Here is a 17,900-nt window from a genome sequence, read left to right as displayed (position 1 = left end):
AATTTATCCAAAATTTCCATACAACAAATTTTTTTTTCATTTATTTTAATTTTTCCAGTATTTTTGAGGGTTTAAAAAGCCTAAATTTTGTTAATTTATGATGAATTTTATGGAATTTTAATCCCCAAAAATCAACTTGACAACAAAATTTCAGCTCTATGCAACTAAAAAACCGATCAATTTCATTGCCTCTAAAAATCAGTTTTTTGGTTTTTTCGATGGTACTCAATTGTATGGGAATCGTAATTCTGCAACTTGCAGGCGATGATGTTTCTTATAGTAATCTTGGCTTACTAGAGGCTTTTAAAGACTTGCCAATTGCTTTCATATCGCTATTTGCAGCGAATTTCATTACTCGATTCGGATCGAAACCTTCATTAATTTTTTCTTTGATTATCGTAGGAATTTGTTGTTCGCTGTTTCCTTTTCTAAACGTTTTCTGGTTTTTCAAACTTTGGTTTGCTGTAATCGGAGTGAGTTTTTCTCTTGCTAAAATTTCTATCTACGGGATTTTGAGAAATAATATCACCAACGAAACCGCGCTTGCAAAAACAATGAGCAGTGTGGAAGCTTCTTTCATGATCGGGGTTTTTGTTGTAAATATGGGTTTTGGATGGCTGATCTCCAGTGAATATTCCGAGCATTGGAAGTTCGGATTTTTACTGATTTCGCTGTTGTCTTTTGTAAATGTGTTCATCTTGTTCCGCACAGAAATTGCTGAAAATCCAGCTTCAATGCAACCAACATCATTATTATCTTTCACTCGTTTTTTTAGCAAAACTCATTTCCTTTTTTTTATTATCATTTTCACCATTGTCTTTATCGAACAGAATTTCAATTCATGGTTGCCCTCTTTTTACAAGAATCATCTCAAGGTTAATTCGTTTTTTGCGCTTCAGGCATCGGCATTTTTGGCGTTATTTTCCTTTATTGGCCGACTCGTAACTTCGCATATCATTCAAAGATTTTCATTATTTAGGTATTTCATGTTTTGTGTGGGGACGATGTTGATGATGTTGCTGGTTTCTTATGTTTTATTTCTGAATGATTACAATAATGTTTCGCTATTTATTTATCCTTTTATTGGACTTTTTTTAGCACCGCTCTACCCTGTTATCAGCTCTCGAATGATTAGCAATATCGATAAGAATGACATTAATATTTTCACCTCACTCATCGTGATTTTCTCATCTTTAGGCAGTTCTTTTGGTTCTATGATGATGTCTTATATTTTTGAATTGAAATACGGAAATCACTATGCTTTCTTTATTTCTTTAGCAGTAATTTTACTTTTTGTATTAAGTTTTGTTTATTTTAAGTCTTATGTCTCAAAAAATGAAAATAATTATTAATTTTGTGTACTATGAAAATCGACGATAGTAAAAATAAGCAGAACTTAAAGCAACTTATTGATACCAAAGAATATGTAGCACACATCTCTGTGGATTGTACAATATTTGGTTTCCACAATGGTATTTTGAAGGTTTTACTCCTAAAATATCATGATTTGGATTTGTGGTCGCTACCGGGCGGTTTTGTTTTTAATGATGAAGATCTTCGAGAAGCGGCTTCACGTGTACTATATGAAAGAACTCATCTCGCGGATATTTTCCTCGAGCAGTTCCATACTTTTGGAAGAAAAGAGCGCACTGAAAACAATGTACACCAAATCCTACTCAAAAATAAAAACATCGAAGTGCCAAAAGATCACTGGATTTTTCAGCGATTTATTACGGTTGGCTACTGTAGTTTGATCGATTTTACCTTAGTAGATACCTTCCCCGATGCTTTCAACGAAACCTGTGCGTGGTTTGAAGTCAACAAACTTCCTAAAATGGCTTTCGATCATGAAAGAATTGTAGAAGTAGGATTGAATCATATCCGAAAAAATATCGATACCCAAATTGTTGCCAGCAATTTACTGCCCGAAAAATTCACCATGAAAGAATTGCAAACCGTTTACGAAACTGTTCTCGACGAAAAATTCAGAAGAAATAACTTTCAACGGAAAATTCTTGCGCTCAATTCTTTAGAAAGATTGGAGAAATTTTTTGATGGTTCACCAAATAAAGCGCCTTATCTGTACAGATTTGTTAGCCAAAAATAATTTTCCGCTTTTATTTCACTTATCATTGCTCATATTTCCGAAAAATATTAATTTTAGGCAAATCTTAAAATTATGTCATATTACCCGCTCACAAGCATCCCCGACTATTACCTGATGGATGGTCTTTTAACCGATGAACACAAGTTAATCCGACAATCTGTAAGAGATTGGGTTGAAAGTTTTGTGATGCCTAAAATAGATGAAGCCGCGCAAAATCATACCGATATCCCGGGATTAATGAAAGAATTGGGGAAAATTGGAGCATTAGGCCCCTACATTCCTGAAGAATACGGAGGCGCAGGTTTGGATCAGATTTCCTATGGAATCATCATGCAAGAACTGGAAAGAGGCGATTCTGCCGTTCGTTCGGCTGCTTCCGTTCAAAGTTCTTTAGTGATGTTTCCAATTAATGAATACGGTTCTGAAGAACAGAAAAGAAAATACCTTCCTCATTTAGCTTCCGGAGAAATGATCGGAGCATTTGGTTTAACGGAACCTAATCACGGTTCGGATCCCGGTTCTATGGAAACTCATTTCGAAGACAAAGGCGATCATTATTTATTGAATGGTGCCAAAATGTGGATTACCAATGCCCCTCTTTGCGACATCGCAGTTGTTTGGGCTAAAAATGAAGAAGGAAAAGTACAAGGATTGATTGTAGAAAGAGCTTTCGAAGGATTTACAACTCCCGAAACTCATAACAAATGGAGTCTTCGTGCATCTAAAACCGGCGAGCTGGTTTTCAATAATGTGAAAGTTCCTAAGGAAAATTTATTGCCAAAAGTTGTTGGTTTGAAAGGTCCTTTATCCTGTTTAAATTCCGCCCGATACGGAATTTCATGGGGAGTTATCGGTGCTGCGATCGATTGTTTTTGTACTGCGGTGCAATATTCCAAAGAAAGAAAACAGTTCGGAAAACCTATTGCTTCTTTCCAATTGCAACAGAAAAAAATTGCTGAATTCCTTACCGAAATTACCAAAGCTCAATTGCTTTGCCTTCAATTGGGAAATCTTAAAAATGCTCATAAAGCCACTCCAGCCCAAATTTCTATGGCAAAGAGAAACAATGTGAAAATGGCGATTGATATCGCCAGAGAATCACGACAAATGCTCGGTGGAATGGGAATCATGGGAGAATTCCCGATGATGCGCCACGCAGCAAACCTGGAATCGGTAATTACTTACGAAGGAACCCACGACATCCACTTGTTGATTACCGGAATGGATGTGACAGGAATTAATGCTTTTGGGTAAATATTTTTTTTAATATACAGAAACCAAAGTATGGAAATTGCTTTGGTTTTTTTTTGTTAATGATGTTCCATAATTTTTCTCTTTCATTAAAATTTTTATCTTTGTTAACTATGGAAATTGGTACAAAACAAAATGTTTCAAAGGAAATTTTATTAAAGGCTTTCAACCACATGATGCTCGCTAAAGCAATGGCGGATATTTATGAAGAAAACCGAAATATTTGCAAATATGTTCATTCTACTTCTCGTGGCCACGAAGCCATCCAGCTGGCAACGGCTTATCAATTAACCAAGGAAGATTGGGTTTCTCCGTATTATCGTGACGAAAGTTTACTTCTCGGAATTGGTTTTGAGCCGTATCAATTGATGTTGCAACTTTTGGCAAAAGCTGAAGATCTTTTTTCCGGTGGCCGTTCCTATTACGCTCATCCTTCTAGTTTAGATGAAAATTTTCCGAAAATTATTCACCAAAGTTCCGCAACCGGAATGCAGGCGATTCCCACAACTGGCATCGCTCAAGGAATTCAATATATTCAAGAATTTAATTTAAAAACTTACGAAAAAAATCCGGTGGTGGTTTGCAGTTTGGGTGATAATTCCGTTACTGAAGGCGAAGTTTCGGAAGCTTTTCAATTTGCAGCGCTTCATCAATTGCCGATTATTTTCTTGGTTCAAGATAACGAATGGGGAATTTCTGTAACCAAAGAAGAAGCCCGAACTTCTGACGCATACGATTTCGCTGCCGGATTTGTCGGACTTAATCGAATGAAAGTGGACGGAACCGATTTCGAAGCCAGTTTCTTGGCGATGAAAAAAGCCGTAGATTTTGTCCGAACAGAACGTAAACCGATGTTAGTTTGTGCAAAGACTGTTTTAATTGGGCATCACACTTCCGGTGTTCGCAGAGAATTTTATCGAGATGAAGAAGATCTTTCCAAGCATCGAGCGCAGGATCCGGGAAATATTCTTAGAAATCAATTGTTAAATGATGGCGTTGATGAAGATTTATTAAAACAAATTGAAAAGAAAGCAAGATTAGAAGCTGAAAAAGCTTTCGAAAAAGCCCAAAATGCGGAAGATCCGAAACCAGATACCGTAGAAAACCATGTTTTTGCGCCTACTCCAATCACTGAGGAAACCGGTGAAAGAGAACCGAAAGGTCAAGAAAAAATTGTAATGGTTGATGCTGCTATTCATGCCATTCAGGAATTGATGTGGAAGCATCCGGAAGCGTTGCTTTACGGACAAGATGTTGGCGAAAGAATTGGTGGCGTCTTCCGTGAAGCGGTGACTTTAGGAGCAAAATTTGGCAAGAAAAGAGTTTTCAATACTGCGATTCAGGAAGCTTATATAATTGGATCTACGATTGGGATGAGCGCCGTTGGCTTGAAACCGATTGTTGAGGTGCAATTTGCCGATTATATTTATCCGGGAATTAATCAATTGATTACCGAGATTTCAAAATCGTGTTATTTATCGAATGGAAAATTCCCAGTGAGCAATATTATTCGCGTTCCAATCGGTGCTTACGGCGGCGGCGGACCATATCACAGCGGAAGTGTAGAAAGCATTTTGGCCAATATTAAAGGAATAAAAATCGCATATCCAAGCAACGCTGCGGATTTTAAAGGTTTGTTAAAAGCGGCATATTACGATCCTAATCCAGTGATTATGCTCGAGCACAAAGGTTTATATTGGAGCAAAGTTCCCGGAACGGAAGAAGCAAAAACCATCGAACCTGCAGAAGATTATATTTTACCTTTCGGAAAAGGAAAAATAGTTTCAGAAGCTAATGAAAATGAGATTTCCAAAGGCAGAACGATGTTGATTGTAACTTATGGAATGGGCGTTTATTGGGCAAAAGGAGCTGTAAAAAATCATCCTGGTCGTGTTGAAATTATTGATTTAAGAACATTGATTCCTTTAGATGAAAATTTAGTTTTCGAAAGGGTAAAAATCCATGGAAAATGCATGGTTTTAACGGAAGAGCAAATTAATAATTCCTTTGCGGAAGCTTTTGCGCATCGTATTTCGAAAGCGTGTTTCCGATTCCTCGATGCTCCGGTTGAAGCCATGGGTTCACTGAATTTACCTGCAGTTCCAATCAATTTAATTTTAGAAAAAGAAATGCTACCTAATGCGGAAAAGGTTTCTGAAAAAATAAAGGAAATGCTAAATCATTAAAAACAAAAAAGCACCGAAATTGAAACGGTGCTTTTTTATTAAAAATTAATGGATTCATCGTGCTGAGAAATGTCTAGTCCGAGGTGCTCTGATTCTTCGGAAACCCTTAGCGGAATGATGAAATCGGTGATTTTGTAAAGCAAAAATGCTCCAAAAAACGTAAAAACCGAAACCAGAACCAAAGCCAGCATGTGATGCCCAAAAACCGACCAGCCGCCATGCAGCAAACTTGCATTTTCACCATGCGCAAAAATTGCGGTAAGAATCATTCCCATAATCCCTCCTACCCCATGACAGGCAAAAACATCCAAAGTGTCGTCTATTTTTTTGAGTTCTTTCCAGTTCATCATTAAATTAGAAATAATGGCAGAGATAAACCCGATGAACAGACTTTCGGCAATCGTTACAAATCCCGCAGCTGGGGTAATTGCTACCAAACCGACAACCGCACCGATGGAGGCGCCTAAGGCAGAAACTTTTCTCCCATTAATTCGATCGAAAAATATCCAGGTGATCATTGCGGAAGCCGATGCTATGGTGGTGGTACCAAAAGCCATCGCTGCCGTTGCATTAGCCGCCAATGCAGACCCGGCGTTGAATCCAAACCACCCAAACCAAAGCATTCCGGTACCTAATAAAACAAATGGGATATTAGAAGGTTTATGATGTGGATTTTTTCTTCTTCCCAAAACGATGGCACCGGCCAGAGCTGCGAACCCTGCACTCATGTGAACGACCGTTCCTCCGGCAAAATCTTTTACTCCGAAAAATTTATTCAGCAAACCTTCCGGGTGCCAAACCATGTGGCAAAGTGGCGTATAAATAAACAAACTGAAAAGCACCATAAATAACAGATAAGAAATAAAACGAACCCTTTCCGCAAACGAACCGGTAATTAAGGCCGGAGTAATTACCGCAAACTTCATTTGAAATAACGCGAACAAAATAAAAGGAATTGTGGGCGCCATAACATGATGCGGAAGTATACCTACCCTACTGAAAAAAGGGTAACTCAAAGGATTTCCGATAATCCCGTAATGAATTCCGTTGTAAGTGAAACCTAAACTCTCACCAAAAGAAAGACTGAATCCAACAACCACCCATAAGATGGATATCACACCTAATGCAATAAAACTCTGCAGCATCGTTGAAATCACGTTTTTGCTACCGACCATTCCACCGTAGAAAAACGAAAGGCCGGGAGTCATCAACAGAACCAAACCAGCTGCAGATAAAATCCAGGCAACATCAGAACCTACAATATTGTCTTCGCTGATGAATTCGCCGGAGCCTGGGAGTGGAATTTCAGTTTTCCAAAACAACGCCGCGATTGAAATCAAAGTAATAACCACAAATGACACAATCCATTTTTTCTCTATTTTCATATTTTATTATTTATACCCCTGCGAATTTAGTACTTATTTTCAGAAAATATAACTTTTTTATTTTCATACCCATTTAAAAATTATACCTTAGATTAATTTTTAGCTTTTTTGTATTTGACAGAGTGTGAAAAGAGAAGGTTTTATTTCAGATTTAGAATTTTGTTAAAATTCACCGTCAAAATATCTCCCACTTCAGCAGCTTAACAGACTGACCCTAGTATTTAAGAAATACGGTGCTGCGCTGTGGAAAGGCGACATATGCTTAAAAACATAATAATAAAGAAAACCGGCCTTCAGAACGAAAGCCGGTTCATCATTAAGTAAGTGAAAAGTTTATGGAATAAAATTGAGATTCTGAACAGAAAATTCCTTGCCTGCATAAAAAGTTTTATCGTACATATCGGTGGCTCTTACTTCCACCTTATGTTTGCCAATTTTCAGATTTTTTGGGAAACCGGCACTCCAGATATGATTTGAAGGTTCCGGGTTAGAAGGCCTTCTGCCCTGGTACAGCTCAGTGGCTGTATCCCATTTAAACACAGAAAGCATATAAGCCGGATCAATGGTTTTCATGAACTCCATTTTTTTCCAGTCGCCACCGTCTATTCTGTATTCCACCACGTCATTCTCAGCACCGGTAAAAAAGTTTGCAAATACACGCGCTGAACTTCTGGTCTGTGAGATGACCTCCGGCACGTGAAGCTGAATCATGAAATCTTCAGGTTTACCGGCTACTTTGTAATCAACGCTGTATTCGTTGTCTTTAAAATTCACGAAAGAATAACCCCTGTAGGTACCGTCCCGCATGACCGACACCGGAACGCCCAATTCATCAACCGTACCGGAATACCAGTCGCCGGAAGTGGTACCCATATTGAGTTCGTGCAGGTTTTTCACGCCTTCCCAGCCATCGCCTTTGCCATAGAAAATCTGGGTTTGCTTGTGGGTGTGAGCCGACATCATCAGTACATTTTCAAACGGTTTTAAAATGTCGAACAGTTTTTGCCTGTCCTCCATTCTGAAATGGTCATCGCCTTCACGCTCCGGTTTCATCTGGATGTGGAACGAAATTACAACAAGCTTGTTTTTATCAACCAGTTTGAGATCATTTTCTATAAATTTGAGCTGGTCTTCGCGGAAACCGCCCCAATAACCTTTGCCATCGCGCGGATCCGGATAAAGAATATCATCTAAGATCAGGAAATGCACGTTCCCATAATTGAATGCATAATTGTTGGGTCCAAAATTAGCCTCGAATGTTTCATCCGAATATTTATCTTCCTTCGCTTCGTAATTCATGTCGTGGTTGCCCATGACATTGTACCAAGGAATACCGATTTCCTTCACCGCATTTTTATAGGATTGGTGCAGGCTCAGGTCATCACCAACTAGGTCACCCAAACTGATTCCGATAACCGCATTTTTCTTATTGTTTTTTACTTCGTTGACAATTCCTCTTTTGAAATAATCAATTTCCTGCTCACTGTAAGGTTGCGGATCGCCAAAAACCACAATCTGGAAATCTTTTTGCTCCTGTTTTGCATACAGCGGAAAATTCACTTCTTTCGGCAATGCGCCAGTAGGCGATACACCTTTATACTTGAAATTATCCGGTGAACCCTGAGGTTTAAAATTATGATAAAACTCAGGCAGGTTATGGCTTCCAATTTTGGTTTGATAACCGGTTGGTTTTATCACAAATACGAGATTATCACCATACAGCGGCAGCGAATAACGCCCGTTTTCATCTGTTTTTGTCACCTCAATACCGTTGGATACCGCCACATTGGCTATGCCTTTTTCGTTGCGGTCTTTTATCGAATTGTTGTTGCGGTCGTGGTAAACATATCCCGAAACGGAAGACTGTGCTATTGCAAAAGCTGAAATTAAGACAGCCGGAAAGATTAATTTAAATTTCATTTTATTTATTTTTTAATTGAGTGGGAACGTCTGTCGTAACAAAATCAATTCCCGCATTTTTCAGTTCAAGGTAAATAGTGTCATCATTGACGGTCCAGGAATTTGTAACCAATCCGAGATTTTTTGCTTCTGAAATCCAGGCTGGATTTTTCTGAAGAATTTTAAAATTATAATCAAAACCGTCAATCCCCAAATCTTTCAGCTGTTGCGGTGTCAGGTCTCCTTTAAGATACTGCACCGTTGCATTGGGCTGAAGCTTTTTAAGTTCTTTGCAAATATTCAAGCTGAAAGAAATGAACTCGCACTGCGCCGCCACTCCGTATTTTTCGACTTCTTTCAAAGCTTTTTGAACCAGTGTATTTTCCAGTTCAACAGATTTTGCAGGTTTTAATTCTACAATCAGCTTCACAGCCGGTACTTTTCTTCCGGCTTTCAAATATTTAGCAAAAGTTGGGATTTTTTCACCGTTTTTCAGTTTTTGAGTTCTGAGTTTTGAAAAACTGGTTTCAGAAATTTCAAAACCGTTGATATGCTCATCATGATTCACAACCAATTTGCCGTCTGTTGTCATCCTGACATCAAATTCTGACCCGTAAAATTGCTGCTGCTGGGCGTTCCTGAGTGAGGAAATAGAATTCTGCGCAGAATTTTCAGTCTTCCAGTATCCGCGGTGCGCAATGATCCTGGTTTGGGCATTATAAAATACTGAGCTGAAAATCAGTGTTACCAAAAGTGTTTTCATAGCTTCTATTTATCCCACCAAATTTTAGTATTAATGTCATCACCACCCATACTTTGCACTGCCGCATTATAGTTCTCTGAGTTGAGAAGTTTGCTGTTCGGAGTGTACATAAACCTGGAAGGCATTTGAGCATTATTCAGAAGCCCGCCGTTATTCTGCAGTTTTGGGAAGCCGGTTCTGCGGTACTCATACCACGCCTGCTGATCCACAAAGAACAAAGCGATATATTTCTGCATCATGATACGCTCTAAAGTCCCGTCATATGCTACTAACGGGTGTGCTAAATATGTCACCGGCATTGTAGACTCCCATTGCTCTACGGAGGCTTTCACGCCGTTTTCATAAAAAGTTTTGGCATCGCCGGAAATAATTCCTTTCAAAGCAAGCTCTGCAAGGATAAACTGCAGCTCCGAATAACCAAGAATCTTGATCGTTAAAGGAGTTTTAGCCAAATTCTGATTTAAGTTGGAAGGTGTATAATCGAAAACAGTTCCAGCTTTGTAACCGGACGGAATTCCTTTGTAACCAATGTCTTTGTTATTTAAATCTCTTGCTTTGGAGAAGAATTTTGAAAGACGCGGATCCTTGGTATCATTGAGGTATTTCACAAAAAAATCCGCTGCAGCCCGCCCCGTCGTGAAATCCTGCGGCCTTGCAATGGGTGCGTCAAACGGCGCTGTACCGCTTGCCTTCACAAAAGCGCTCTCTGTATTGTTTTCGAAAAGCGGGTATTCGGTAGGATTGTTTACAATTTTTTTTATTCTGTTTTTTACATCAATTTCGCCGTCTCTGTCCAAAATTCTTAACAAAAGCCTTAATGATAAAGTGTTGGAGAATTTCTTCCATTTCAGGATCCCCGCAGCATCTGTTTCTGCGCTGTAAAGCTGGTCTCGGCCTTTCAGCTTTTCTGCAGTATTGAAAAGTTTATTCGCCGCATCCAGATCATTTAATAATTTTAAATAAACATCCTTCTGTTTGTCGAATTTTGGCTTTCTGATTTCCTCATCAAGAGCATTGGCCTCAGTGAAAGGAATATCGCCAAAACTGTCCGTAAGGTTGGCATACCCCCAAGACTGCAGCACCAACGCAACCGCTTTATTATTGTTGTCGCCTTCCTTTTCTGCAAGAATCAGCATTTCACGAATTTGCTTCAGCCATTTGTAAGAATGATTCCAGTAACCAACTCCGGAATTTTCAGTAAGGTAATATCTGCTGTAAGTATTTCCCTCATTCGGAAAATCAAGTGAATACTGCATAACATCAAAAGTAAAATCATTTGCGCGCAAGTACGCCTGACTTGCCATTTCAAATAGCGCAGGATTCAAAAGCTGCCCTGATTGTACCTCCAGAACTTTTGATGTATCAAGGTTCAGCTCCTCGAAATCTCTGGTGCAGGAGTACGCGGCATTAAGCAGCGCAGCCGCAAGAAGAATTTTAACTATATTTTTTTTCATTTTTTATTAGAATTTTACATTGAAATTTAAGCCTATAGTTCTGGTAGAAGGAAGCGCGCCAATATCCACACCCGGTGTAATGTCGGAATCATCTAGAGTTGCCGCTTCCGGGTCAAAAATTGGGAACTTGGTCCACATCCAAAGGTTTTTTCCGTAAAGAGAAATACTCATCTCCCTCAGTTTCATAGACTCGGTGATGGTTTTCGGGAATACATATCCTATTCGTGCGTCCCTAAGTTTGATATAGGAAGCATCGAAGGAATTGGTTTCCACATTGGCTCTCCTGTAGTAATCTGAGTAATATTTACTTACCAGAATTCTGGTAGTATTCGGCGAGTAAGAGCCATCTGCATTTTGTACTACGCCTTCGCCGACCATCATGCCGTCTTCGCTGTCACGATATTTCAGGGTGTGCGCAAGTTTCCCTTGTTCGGTCATCTTGTGGTGAGTTTGGGAGTATACCATGCCTTTGTACTGACCGTCAAAGGAGAACTGGATTCTTACATTTTTGATCTGGAAACTGTTTTCGATACCGGCTTTCCAAAGCGGAAAGGCATTACCGATCTTCGCCATCTGAGTCGATTTTGCGGTAAGCCCGTCAGAACCCCAAACCACATTTCCCTGAGGATCACGCACCAGATTATAGCCGTACATATCCCCAAGCGAACCGCCAACTACGGCATTAAAATACACCGCGCCGCCTACACTGCTGTAGTTATAGCCAAGAGGCTCATCTTTAAATTCATCCGGAATTGATATCACTTTATTTTTGTTGGCAGACCAGTTTGCTGCGATACCCCATGTGAACGCTTTTGATTTGAAAGGGAAGCCTGTCAATTCCAGCTCTACTCCTCTGTTTCTAACTTTTCCGCTGTTAATCAGCTTCCTGGAGTAACCGGACTCCACCAAAACCGGGATTCCAAAAACTTCGTTTTCAGTATAATTATTATAGAACGTGAAATTGAAATTCAACCTGTTTTTCAATACCGCCACATCTAAACCTGCTTCGAGATTCGTGTTGATTTTCGGTTTTAGATCAGCATTGAAAAGTAAGGCATCCATCGTATAGGAATCCTCGTAATCTGACGGACTATAATATTTTGTCAGACGGTAAGGCGAAGTTCCGAATCCTGATCTTGCATAGGACGCTCGCAGCTTCAGCAAATCCACCTTATTCAGATCCATCAAATCTGAGAGAATGACACTTGTACTCACAGAAGGATAGAAGAATGACCAGTTTTTTCTCGGCAAGGTGCTGGTCCAGTCGTTTCTTGCAGTTATATCTAAAAATATGGCTTTAAGATATTCTAAATTGATGAGCCCGTACATACTGTTCACTTTATAATTATACGGCTTTGTCGGCTTTACCTGAAGGGCTTTTGCATTTTCGAAAGTATAAATTCCTGGCTCTATAAGTCCCACCGCGTTTGTACGTTCAGTTTCAGATCTGATGTCTCTCATACTTCCTCCGGCGGAAATTTTAAAATTCAGATTTTTAAATTCTCTGTTGTATGAAAGCAATACATCATTATTAAAAACCCTGTCGTTGACATGCTGCTCAGAATAGTAACCCTCCCGGTAGTTGGCGCTGCTCCACGGCCTTTTCTGTGCGCGGTCTTCTACAGTATATTCTGCCCCGGAACGGAGCATGATCTCGAAATTATTATTGAACTGATAATTCAGGGTAATGCCGCCCAACATGTTGTTTTTGTTGATGGCATTGGTCATTTCATAGGCAATCATGTAGGGATTATCGATGAATGAACTGAAAGGGTGTATCTGATCTTCCTGATATTTTCCTTTTCTCCAGATCGGGCGGTACCACGCCAGATCAATATTCGGATTCTGGAAAATCATAAAATAATTGAGCGACTGGTTGTTGTAACCTGTTGCCGGTAAATTATCACTGTGGGTATTGGAGAAGATGAATTTGGCAGTAGCCTTAAGTTTATTGAAATTAAAGCCGAAGGAATTATTTGCCGTGAACCTTTCAAAGCCTGTATTGGGAACAATCCAGTCATTATCCGTATAATTCAGGTTGGTTCTGAAATTGAATTTCCGCCAGCCAGCTTCCAATGAAATGGAGTTGCTGAAAGTGGTTCCCAAGTTGAAGAATCCCTTCACATTATCTTTATAAGGCTTCCAGAGCCTTCTTTCGGGGCTTTGTCCTTCCACTTCCGGATCGTACTGAAAATAATACTGCCCTTCGAATTTGGGCCCGAACGCACTGCTCGTACTTCCGGTATTTACACCATCTTCAGAAGCACCGTAAGAATAGTAATATCTGCCGCTTTTGTCGCGTGTCTGTGTTCCCTGTCCGTATTCGTACTGCCAGTCCGGCCATTTTAAAACACTTTCAAAACTTGAATTGGAATTATAACCGACGATCAGCTTACCGTTTTTACCTTTTCCCGATTTCGTGGTGATCATGATCGCGCCATTTGCACCTCTTTCACCGTATAAAGCTGCTGCGGAAGCGCCTTTCAGCACGGTTACAGATTCTATGTCTTCTGGGTTTATAGCGTTGAGAATATTGCCGTAATCCACCGGTAAATCTCCGCCTGCGCCAGCACCATAAGCTGCAGAACCCGTACCTTTGGTAAGCGTTTGGTCTATAGGGATACCGTCGATTACGATCAGGGCAAAATTGTCGCTGGCACTCATTGAGGTTTCCCCCCTAAGTTTTATCCTTGCAGTTTCCAGAGGACCGGCAGAAGCCGTAAGCACTTTCAAGCCGGCAACTTTGCCTTCCATTGCCGTCGCCCAGTTGTTGTACTGAGCCTTTTCGAAGGTTTCTTCATCTACTTTTTTAGCAGAGAAGCCCAGCGCTTTCTGTTCTCTCTTAATCCCCAAAGCAGTTACCACCACTTCATCGATTTTTCTTTCTTTTATGGTATCAAGTCTGCTTTGCGCTGGCATTTCTACCGTAACAGTGCCCGTCAATACCAATGTAATAATGGTCTGTAATTTCCTTTTCACTTTTTCTTTTATAATTTTCGCGCAAAATTACCGTAACAGGATCAAGATGTAATTAAACGGGGGTTAAATTATTTTAACAAATAGATGAACTGTAAATGAATTAAATATTAAACACCACCATAATAGGCTCGTAATCAAATTATATATTATGTTAAATATTCTTAATAAATAAACTTATTACCAGCTTAAATTTCCTTATATATTAAAGAAAGATTAAGTATTTTTGTAAAAATCTACCTTCAAAATGTCCGAAAATATTCAGAAAAAAATAGAAGATCTGCGCGAGGAACTTCATCAACACAACTTTAATTATTACACTTTAGATGAACCTACCATTTCAGATTTTGAATTTGATTTAAAACTCAAAGAACTTCAAGATCTGGAAAAAAAACATCCGGAGTTTTATGATCCAAACTCTCCTACTTTGCGTGTTGGTGGCGAAATCACGAAGAATTTTCCGACTGTTCAGCATCAATTTCGAATGTATTCGCTCGATAATTCCTATGATTTTAATGATTTGGAAGATTGGGAAAAACGGTTGCAAAAAACGCTTGACGAAAAGGTTTCTTTTGTTGCCGAGCTGAAATATGATGGTGCTTCGATTTCAATTTTGTACGAAAAAGGAAAATTAAAAGAAGCGGTGACACGCGGTGATGGTTTTCAAGGTGATGAAATTACAGCCAATGTGAAAACGATTTCTGAAATTCCATTGCAACTTCATGGTAATTTTCCGGATAAATTTTACATCCGTGGCGAAATCCATTTAACCAGAAAAAACTTCGATAAAATCAACAAAAGACGCGAAGAAGAAGGTTTAGATCCCTTCATGAATCCACGAAATACCGCTTCCGGAAGCTTGAAAATGCAAGATTCTGCGGAGGTGAGAAAACGAGGTTTGTCGGCTGTTCTTTATCAATTTATCGCCAACGATTTTCCGGCGGGAACGCATTGGGAATTGCTTCAAAAGGCTAAATCTTGGGGTTTCAAAATTTCTGAGCAAGCAAAATTGTGCAATTCTTTGGATGAGGTGAAGGAATTCATCAATTTTTGGGATAAGGAAAGACATCAATTGGGTTTTGATATTGATGGAATTGTAGTAAAAGTCAATGATTTAGCGCAACAAAAAACGTTAGGTTACACTGCGAAATCTCCGCGTTGGGCGATGGCGTATAAATTTAAAGCCGAAAAAGTAGAAACCGAATTGCAATCGGTAACTTACCAAGTCGGAAGAACCGGCGCGATCACTCCTGTTGCGAATTTGAAACCTGTTTTATTGGCCGGAACCGTGGTAAAAAGAGCGAGTTTGCATAATGAAGACATCATCAAAAAACTCGGTTTACACGAGCATGATTTTGTTTATGTGGAAAAAGGCGGCGAAATTATTCCGAAAATTGTGGGCGTCAATTTAGAAAAAAGAAATCCGGAAAACACTGAAATTGAGTACATTAAAACCTGCCCGGAATGCGGAACGGAACTCATTAAAATAGAAGATCAAGCGATTCATTTTTGCCCGAACGATTTGCATTGTCCGCCACAAGTTATTGGTCGAATGATTCATTATGTATCGAGAAAAGCTTTAAACATTGAAAATCTCGGCAGCGAAACCATCGAGCAATTGTACCGCGAAAATCTCATCGAAAATCCCGCAGATTTTTATGTTTTAACGAAAGAGCAACTGCTTCCTTTGGAGCGAATGGCCGAGAAATCTGCTCAAAATATCATCGATGGAATCGAAAAATCCAAAGAAATTCCATTCGAAAAAGTATTGTATGGGATTGGAATTAAACATGTTGGAGAAACCGTTGCAAAAAAATTAGCCAAAAATTTCACTTCAATGGATGATTTGAGAAAAGCCACCGCGGAAGAATTGGTTCAGGTGGAAGATATTGGCGGAAAAATTGCCGAAAGCATCATCGCATTCTTCCAAAATCCGGAAAATATTTTAATGATTGATCGGTTAAAATCCTACGGTGTTCAACTTGAAAAAGGAGAAAATACCAATGAAGTTTTGAGCAATATTTTGGAGAATAAAACCTTCCTTTTCACCGGAAAACTCTCACTTTTCACGAGAGATGACGCCGAAGAAATGGTGGAAAAACATGGTGGAAAAAACATTTCTGCAGTTTCCAAAAATCTGAATTATCTGGTGGTTGGCGAAAAAGCAGGAAGCAAACTGAAAAAAGCACAAGATATAGGAACCATTGAAATCCTCGATGAACAGCAGTTTTTGGATTTACTTGGTAATTAATTTATTTTGGTTACATTTTTGATTGCTTTATTCTATGAAAACACAAAATTACGCTAATCACAAGAAATATTATCCGCCACATCACTTTGTCTTGTTGCCTTTACTGATGATATTATTGATAATTGGATTGGTGAAATCTTTCAATGATTCTACAAATCAATTGAGTTGGATTTTGTTTTCAATCGTCGTCTTTCTTTTGCTTTATTTGGCAGTTATGCTACGTCAACATTACGCTTTGGGAAATCAGGATCGTATTATTAGATTAGAATTTAAACAAAGATATTTTGAAATTTTTGGAAAAAGGTCTGATGAAATTGAAGAAAAACTCAATTTTGGGCAAATTGCTGCTTTGAGATATGCTTATGATGATGAATTCAAAATTTTACTTGATAAAGCTTTAAAAGAAAATATTTCCGGTGACACGATAAAAAAATCCATACAGAAATGGAAACCTGATTTTCATCGGGTTTAGAATATAACAATCAGAAAACCAACATTAAAAAAATAAATAATATGAAAAAATTTACATTACTCAGTCTTTCAGTGTTCGCACTAACTTTATTAACCTCTTGTGAAGCTGTTGAAACTATTTTTAAAGCCGGAATGTGGTGGGGAATTATCCTTGTCGTGGGTGTTATTGGATTGGTTTTATGGCTTTTGAGCAGAGGTAGAAAATAACCGAATTCTTTTTCAAAAAAAATCCCGGATCACATAGATTCGGGATTTTCTTTGGCTTAAACTGATTTTATCCGTTATTGGTAACCGATAATTTCACTTCAATATTGTTTCTGGTCGCATTAGAATAAGGACAGATTTGATGGGCTTTTTCGGTAAGTTCTTGCGCTTCTTCCAAGGAAACTCCCGGGATATTGACGTCAAGTTCCACAGCAAGACCGAATCCGCCATTTTCAATTTGTCCGATGCTTACTTTCGCGGTTACGGTAGTTTCGCCGGTTTTGGTTTTTGAAAGCGAGATTACTCTGTTCAACGCGCTATCGAAACACGCGGAATAACCCGCTGCAAAAAGCATTTCCGGATTGGCGAAATCATCATTTGCGCCGCCAAGTGCTTTTGGCATTCTTACTTCTAAATCTACGATGCCGTTATCGCTTTTTACGTGTCCGTTTCGGCCTCCTTTTGCGGTCACGCTGGTTGTATACATTGGTTTCATAACTTATTTTTTGATGTTTTTAATTAATTGGCTTAAAGTTTCTTTGAATTTTTTTAAATCTTCTATTTGAACATGGATTTGTTCGAGTAACTTTTCGGGAATTCCACAAGCTTGTTGTCTTAAATTCTTGCCATTTTCGGTAAGGAAAAGCTCCACGATTCTTTCATCTTCTTTTTTTCGAATTCTGCTGATGAAGCCCTTGTTTTCGAGTCTTTTCAGAAGCGGCGTCAAAGTTCCACTATCGAGGAAAAGTTTTTCTCCGAGGTGAGAAACCGTCAAACCATCTTCTTCCCAAAGCACCATCATCACAAGATATTGTGGATAAGTGAGATCCAATTCCTCCAAAAGTGGCCGGTAAAGTCCGGTGATTTCTTTGGAAAGAACGTACAGCGGAAAGCAAATTTGCTCGTTGAGTTTTAAAGAATCTGAATGTTCCATCACCAATAAAAGACGTTTG

Annotated in this window: 14 protein-coding genes; 7 read left to right on the top strand and 7 right to left on the bottom strand. The window is 39.1% G+C overall.

Annotation, left to right across the window (positions count from 1 at the left end; genetic code table 11):
- Nucleotides 1–158 precede the first annotated feature (158 nt).
- The 4 genes from NOV28_RS03340 to NOV28_RS03325 all read left to right on the top strand — a co-directional run bounded on the left by NOV28_RS03340 (nucleotide 159) and on the right by NOV28_RS03325 (nucleotide 5,544).
- A complete protein-coding gene (locus NOV28_RS03340; RefSeq protein ID WP_255927559.1) occupies nucleotides 159–1,352 on the top strand; it encodes an MFS transporter in 1,194 nt (397 codons plus the stop codon).
- Nucleotides 1,353–1,363: 11 nt separating this feature from the next.
- Nucleotides 1,364–2,107 (top strand): NUDIX hydrolase, encoded by a 744-nt coding sequence (locus NOV28_RS03335; protein WP_255927557.1) that lies wholly within the window; start codon nucleotides 1,364–1,366, stop codon nucleotides 2,105–2,107.
- A 72-nt stretch (nucleotides 2,108–2,179) separates the two neighbouring features.
- A complete protein-coding gene (locus NOV28_RS03330; RefSeq protein ID WP_255927555.1) occupies nucleotides 2,180–3,361 on the top strand; it encodes an acyl-CoA dehydrogenase family protein in 1,182 nt (393 codons plus the stop codon).
- A gap of 110 nt (nucleotides 3,362–3,471) precedes the next feature.
- Complete coding sequence (locus tag NOV28_RS03325; protein WP_255927553.1) at nucleotides 3,472–5,544, top strand: alpha-ketoacid dehydrogenase subunit alpha/beta; 2,073 nt, start codon at nucleotides 3,472–3,474, stop codon at nucleotides 5,542–5,544.
- Between the two features lie 38 nt (nucleotides 5,545–5,582).
- On the opposite strand, the gene NOV28_RS03320 is transcribed toward NOV28_RS03325, so the two are convergent.
- The 5 genes from NOV28_RS03320 to NOV28_RS03300 form a co-directional block, all read right to left on the bottom strand.
- Nucleotides 5,583–6,929, bottom strand: a complete 1,347-nt coding sequence (locus NOV28_RS03320; protein WP_255927551.1) for an ammonium transporter — start codon at nucleotides 6,927–6,929, stop codon at nucleotides 5,583–5,585.
- A gap of 333 nt (nucleotides 6,930–7,262) precedes the next feature.
- On the bottom strand, nucleotides 7,263–8,849 hold the full coding sequence (locus tag NOV28_RS03315) for a calcineurin-like phosphoesterase C-terminal domain-containing protein (RefSeq protein ID WP_255927549.1): 1,587 nt from the start codon (nucleotides 8,847–8,849) through the stop codon (nucleotides 7,263–7,265).
- A 1-nt stretch (nucleotide 8,850) separates the two neighbouring features.
- Nucleotides 8,851–9,591: a glycerophosphodiester phosphodiesterase gene (locus tag NOV28_RS03310; protein ID WP_255927547.1), complete on the bottom strand. Its 741-nt coding sequence runs from the start codon at nucleotides 9,589–9,591 to the stop codon at nucleotides 8,851–8,853.
- 5 nt (nucleotides 9,592–9,596) lie between these two features.
- Entirely contained in the window at nucleotides 9,597–11,045 is a 1,449-nt protein-coding gene (locus tag NOV28_RS03305) for a SusD/RagB family nutrient-binding outer membrane lipoprotein (protein WP_255927545.1), read from the bottom strand.
- Nucleotides 11,046–11,051: 6 nt separating this feature from the next.
- Entirely contained in the window at nucleotides 11,052–14,024 is a 2,973-nt protein-coding gene (locus NOV28_RS03300) for a SusC/RagA family TonB-linked outer membrane protein (RefSeq protein WP_255927543.1), read from the bottom strand.
- A 244-nt stretch (nucleotides 14,025–14,268) separates the two neighbouring features.
- On the opposite strand from NOV28_RS03300, the gene ligA reads away from it, so the two are divergent.
- The 3 genes from ligA to NOV28_RS03285 are packed head-to-tail and all read left to right on the top strand — an operon-like array spanning nucleotide 14,269 to nucleotide 16,950.
- Nucleotides 14,269–16,272, top strand: a complete 2,004-nt coding sequence (gene ligA / locus NOV28_RS03295) for an NAD-dependent DNA ligase LigA (protein ID WP_255927542.1) — start codon at nucleotides 14,269–14,271, stop codon at nucleotides 16,270–16,272.
- 34 nt (nucleotides 16,273–16,306) lie between these two features.
- Entirely contained in the window at nucleotides 16,307–16,744 is a 438-nt protein-coding gene (locus tag NOV28_RS03290) for a DUF6526 family protein (protein WP_255927540.1), read from the top strand.
- Nucleotides 16,745–16,785: 41 nt separating this feature from the next.
- Complete coding sequence (locus NOV28_RS03285) at nucleotides 16,786–16,950, top strand: phosphatidate cytidylyltransferase (protein ID WP_255927538.1); 165 nt, start codon at nucleotides 16,786–16,788, stop codon at nucleotides 16,948–16,950.
- Nucleotides 16,951–17,017: 67 nt separating this feature from the next.
- Here NOV28_RS03285 and NOV28_RS03280 read toward each other — a convergent pair whose 3' ends face one another.
- Both NOV28_RS03280 and NOV28_RS03275 read right to left on the bottom strand, forming a co-directional pair.
- The gene (locus NOV28_RS03280) at nucleotides 17,018–17,443 is read right to left on the bottom strand and encodes an organic hydroperoxide resistance protein (protein WP_255927536.1); all 426 of its coding nucleotides are present in this window, start codon (nucleotides 17,441–17,443) and stop codon (nucleotides 17,018–17,020) included.
- Nucleotides 17,444–17,446: 3 nt separating this feature from the next.
- On the bottom strand, nucleotides 17,447–17,881 hold the full coding sequence (locus tag NOV28_RS03275) for a MarR family winged helix-turn-helix transcriptional regulator (RefSeq protein ID WP_255927534.1): 435 nt from the start codon (nucleotides 17,879–17,881) through the stop codon (nucleotides 17,447–17,449).
- Nucleotides 17,882–17,900: the final 19 nt, after the last annotated feature.

Origin of the sequence: Kaistella montana, from assembly GCF_024436175.1 — a bacterium.
GTDB classification, from domain to species: domain Bacteria; phylum Bacteroidota; class Bacteroidia; order Flavobacteriales; family Weeksellaceae; genus Kaistella; species Kaistella montana.
The sequence above is the reverse complement of the archived record's forward strand: the minus strand, read 5'-3'. Positions and strand labels throughout refer to the sequence as shown.

What these genes read in the sequence shown, in the direction of transcription:
- NOV28_RS03340 (WP_255927559.1), top strand. Translation starts at nt 159, where the DNA reads ATGCAACTAAAAAACCGATCAATTTCATTGCCTCTAAAAATCAGTTTT.
- NOV28_RS03335 (WP_255927557.1), top strand. Translation starts at nt 1,364, where the DNA reads ATGAAAATCGACGATAGTAAAAATAAGCAGAACTTAAAGCAACTTATT.
- NOV28_RS03330 (WP_255927555.1), top strand. Translation starts at nt 2,180, where the DNA reads ATGTCATATTACCCGCTCACAAGCATCCCCGACTATTACCTGATGGAT.
- NOV28_RS03325 (WP_255927553.1), top strand. Translation starts at nt 3,472, where the DNA reads ATGGAAATTGGTACAAAACAAAATGTTTCAAAGGAAATTTTATTAAAG.
- NOV28_RS03320 (WP_255927551.1), bottom strand. Translation starts at nt 6,929, where the DNA reads ATGAAAATAGAGAAAAAATGGATTGTGTCATTTGTGGTTATTACTTTG.
- NOV28_RS03315 (WP_255927549.1), bottom strand. Translation starts at nt 8,849, where the DNA reads ATGAAATTTAAATTAATCTTTCCGGCTGTCTTAATTTCAGCTTTTGCA.
- NOV28_RS03310 (WP_255927547.1), bottom strand. Translation starts at nt 9,591, where the DNA reads ATGAAAACACTTTTGGTAACACTGATTTTCAGCTCAGTATTTTATAAT.
- NOV28_RS03305 (WP_255927545.1), bottom strand. Translation starts at nt 11,045, where the DNA reads ATGAAAAAAAATATAGTTAAAATTCTTCTTGCGGCTGCGCTGCTTAAT.
- ligA (WP_255927542.1), top strand. Translation starts at nt 14,269, where the DNA reads ATGTCCGAAAATATTCAGAAAAAAATAGAAGATCTGCGCGAGGAACTT.
- NOV28_RS03290 (WP_255927540.1), top strand. Translation starts at nt 16,307, where the DNA reads ATGAAAACACAAAATTACGCTAATCACAAGAAATATTATCCGCCACAT.
- NOV28_RS03285 (WP_255927538.1), top strand. Translation starts at nt 16,786, where the DNA reads ATGAAAAAATTTACATTACTCAGTCTTTCAGTGTTCGCACTAACTTTA.
- NOV28_RS03280 (WP_255927536.1), bottom strand. Translation starts at nt 17,443, where the DNA reads ATGAAACCAATGTATACAACCAGCGTGACCGCAAAAGGAGGCCGAAAC.
- NOV28_RS03275 (WP_255927534.1), bottom strand. Translation starts at nt 17,881, where the DNA reads ATGGAACATTCAGATTCTTTAAAACTCAACGAGCAAATTTGCTTTCCG.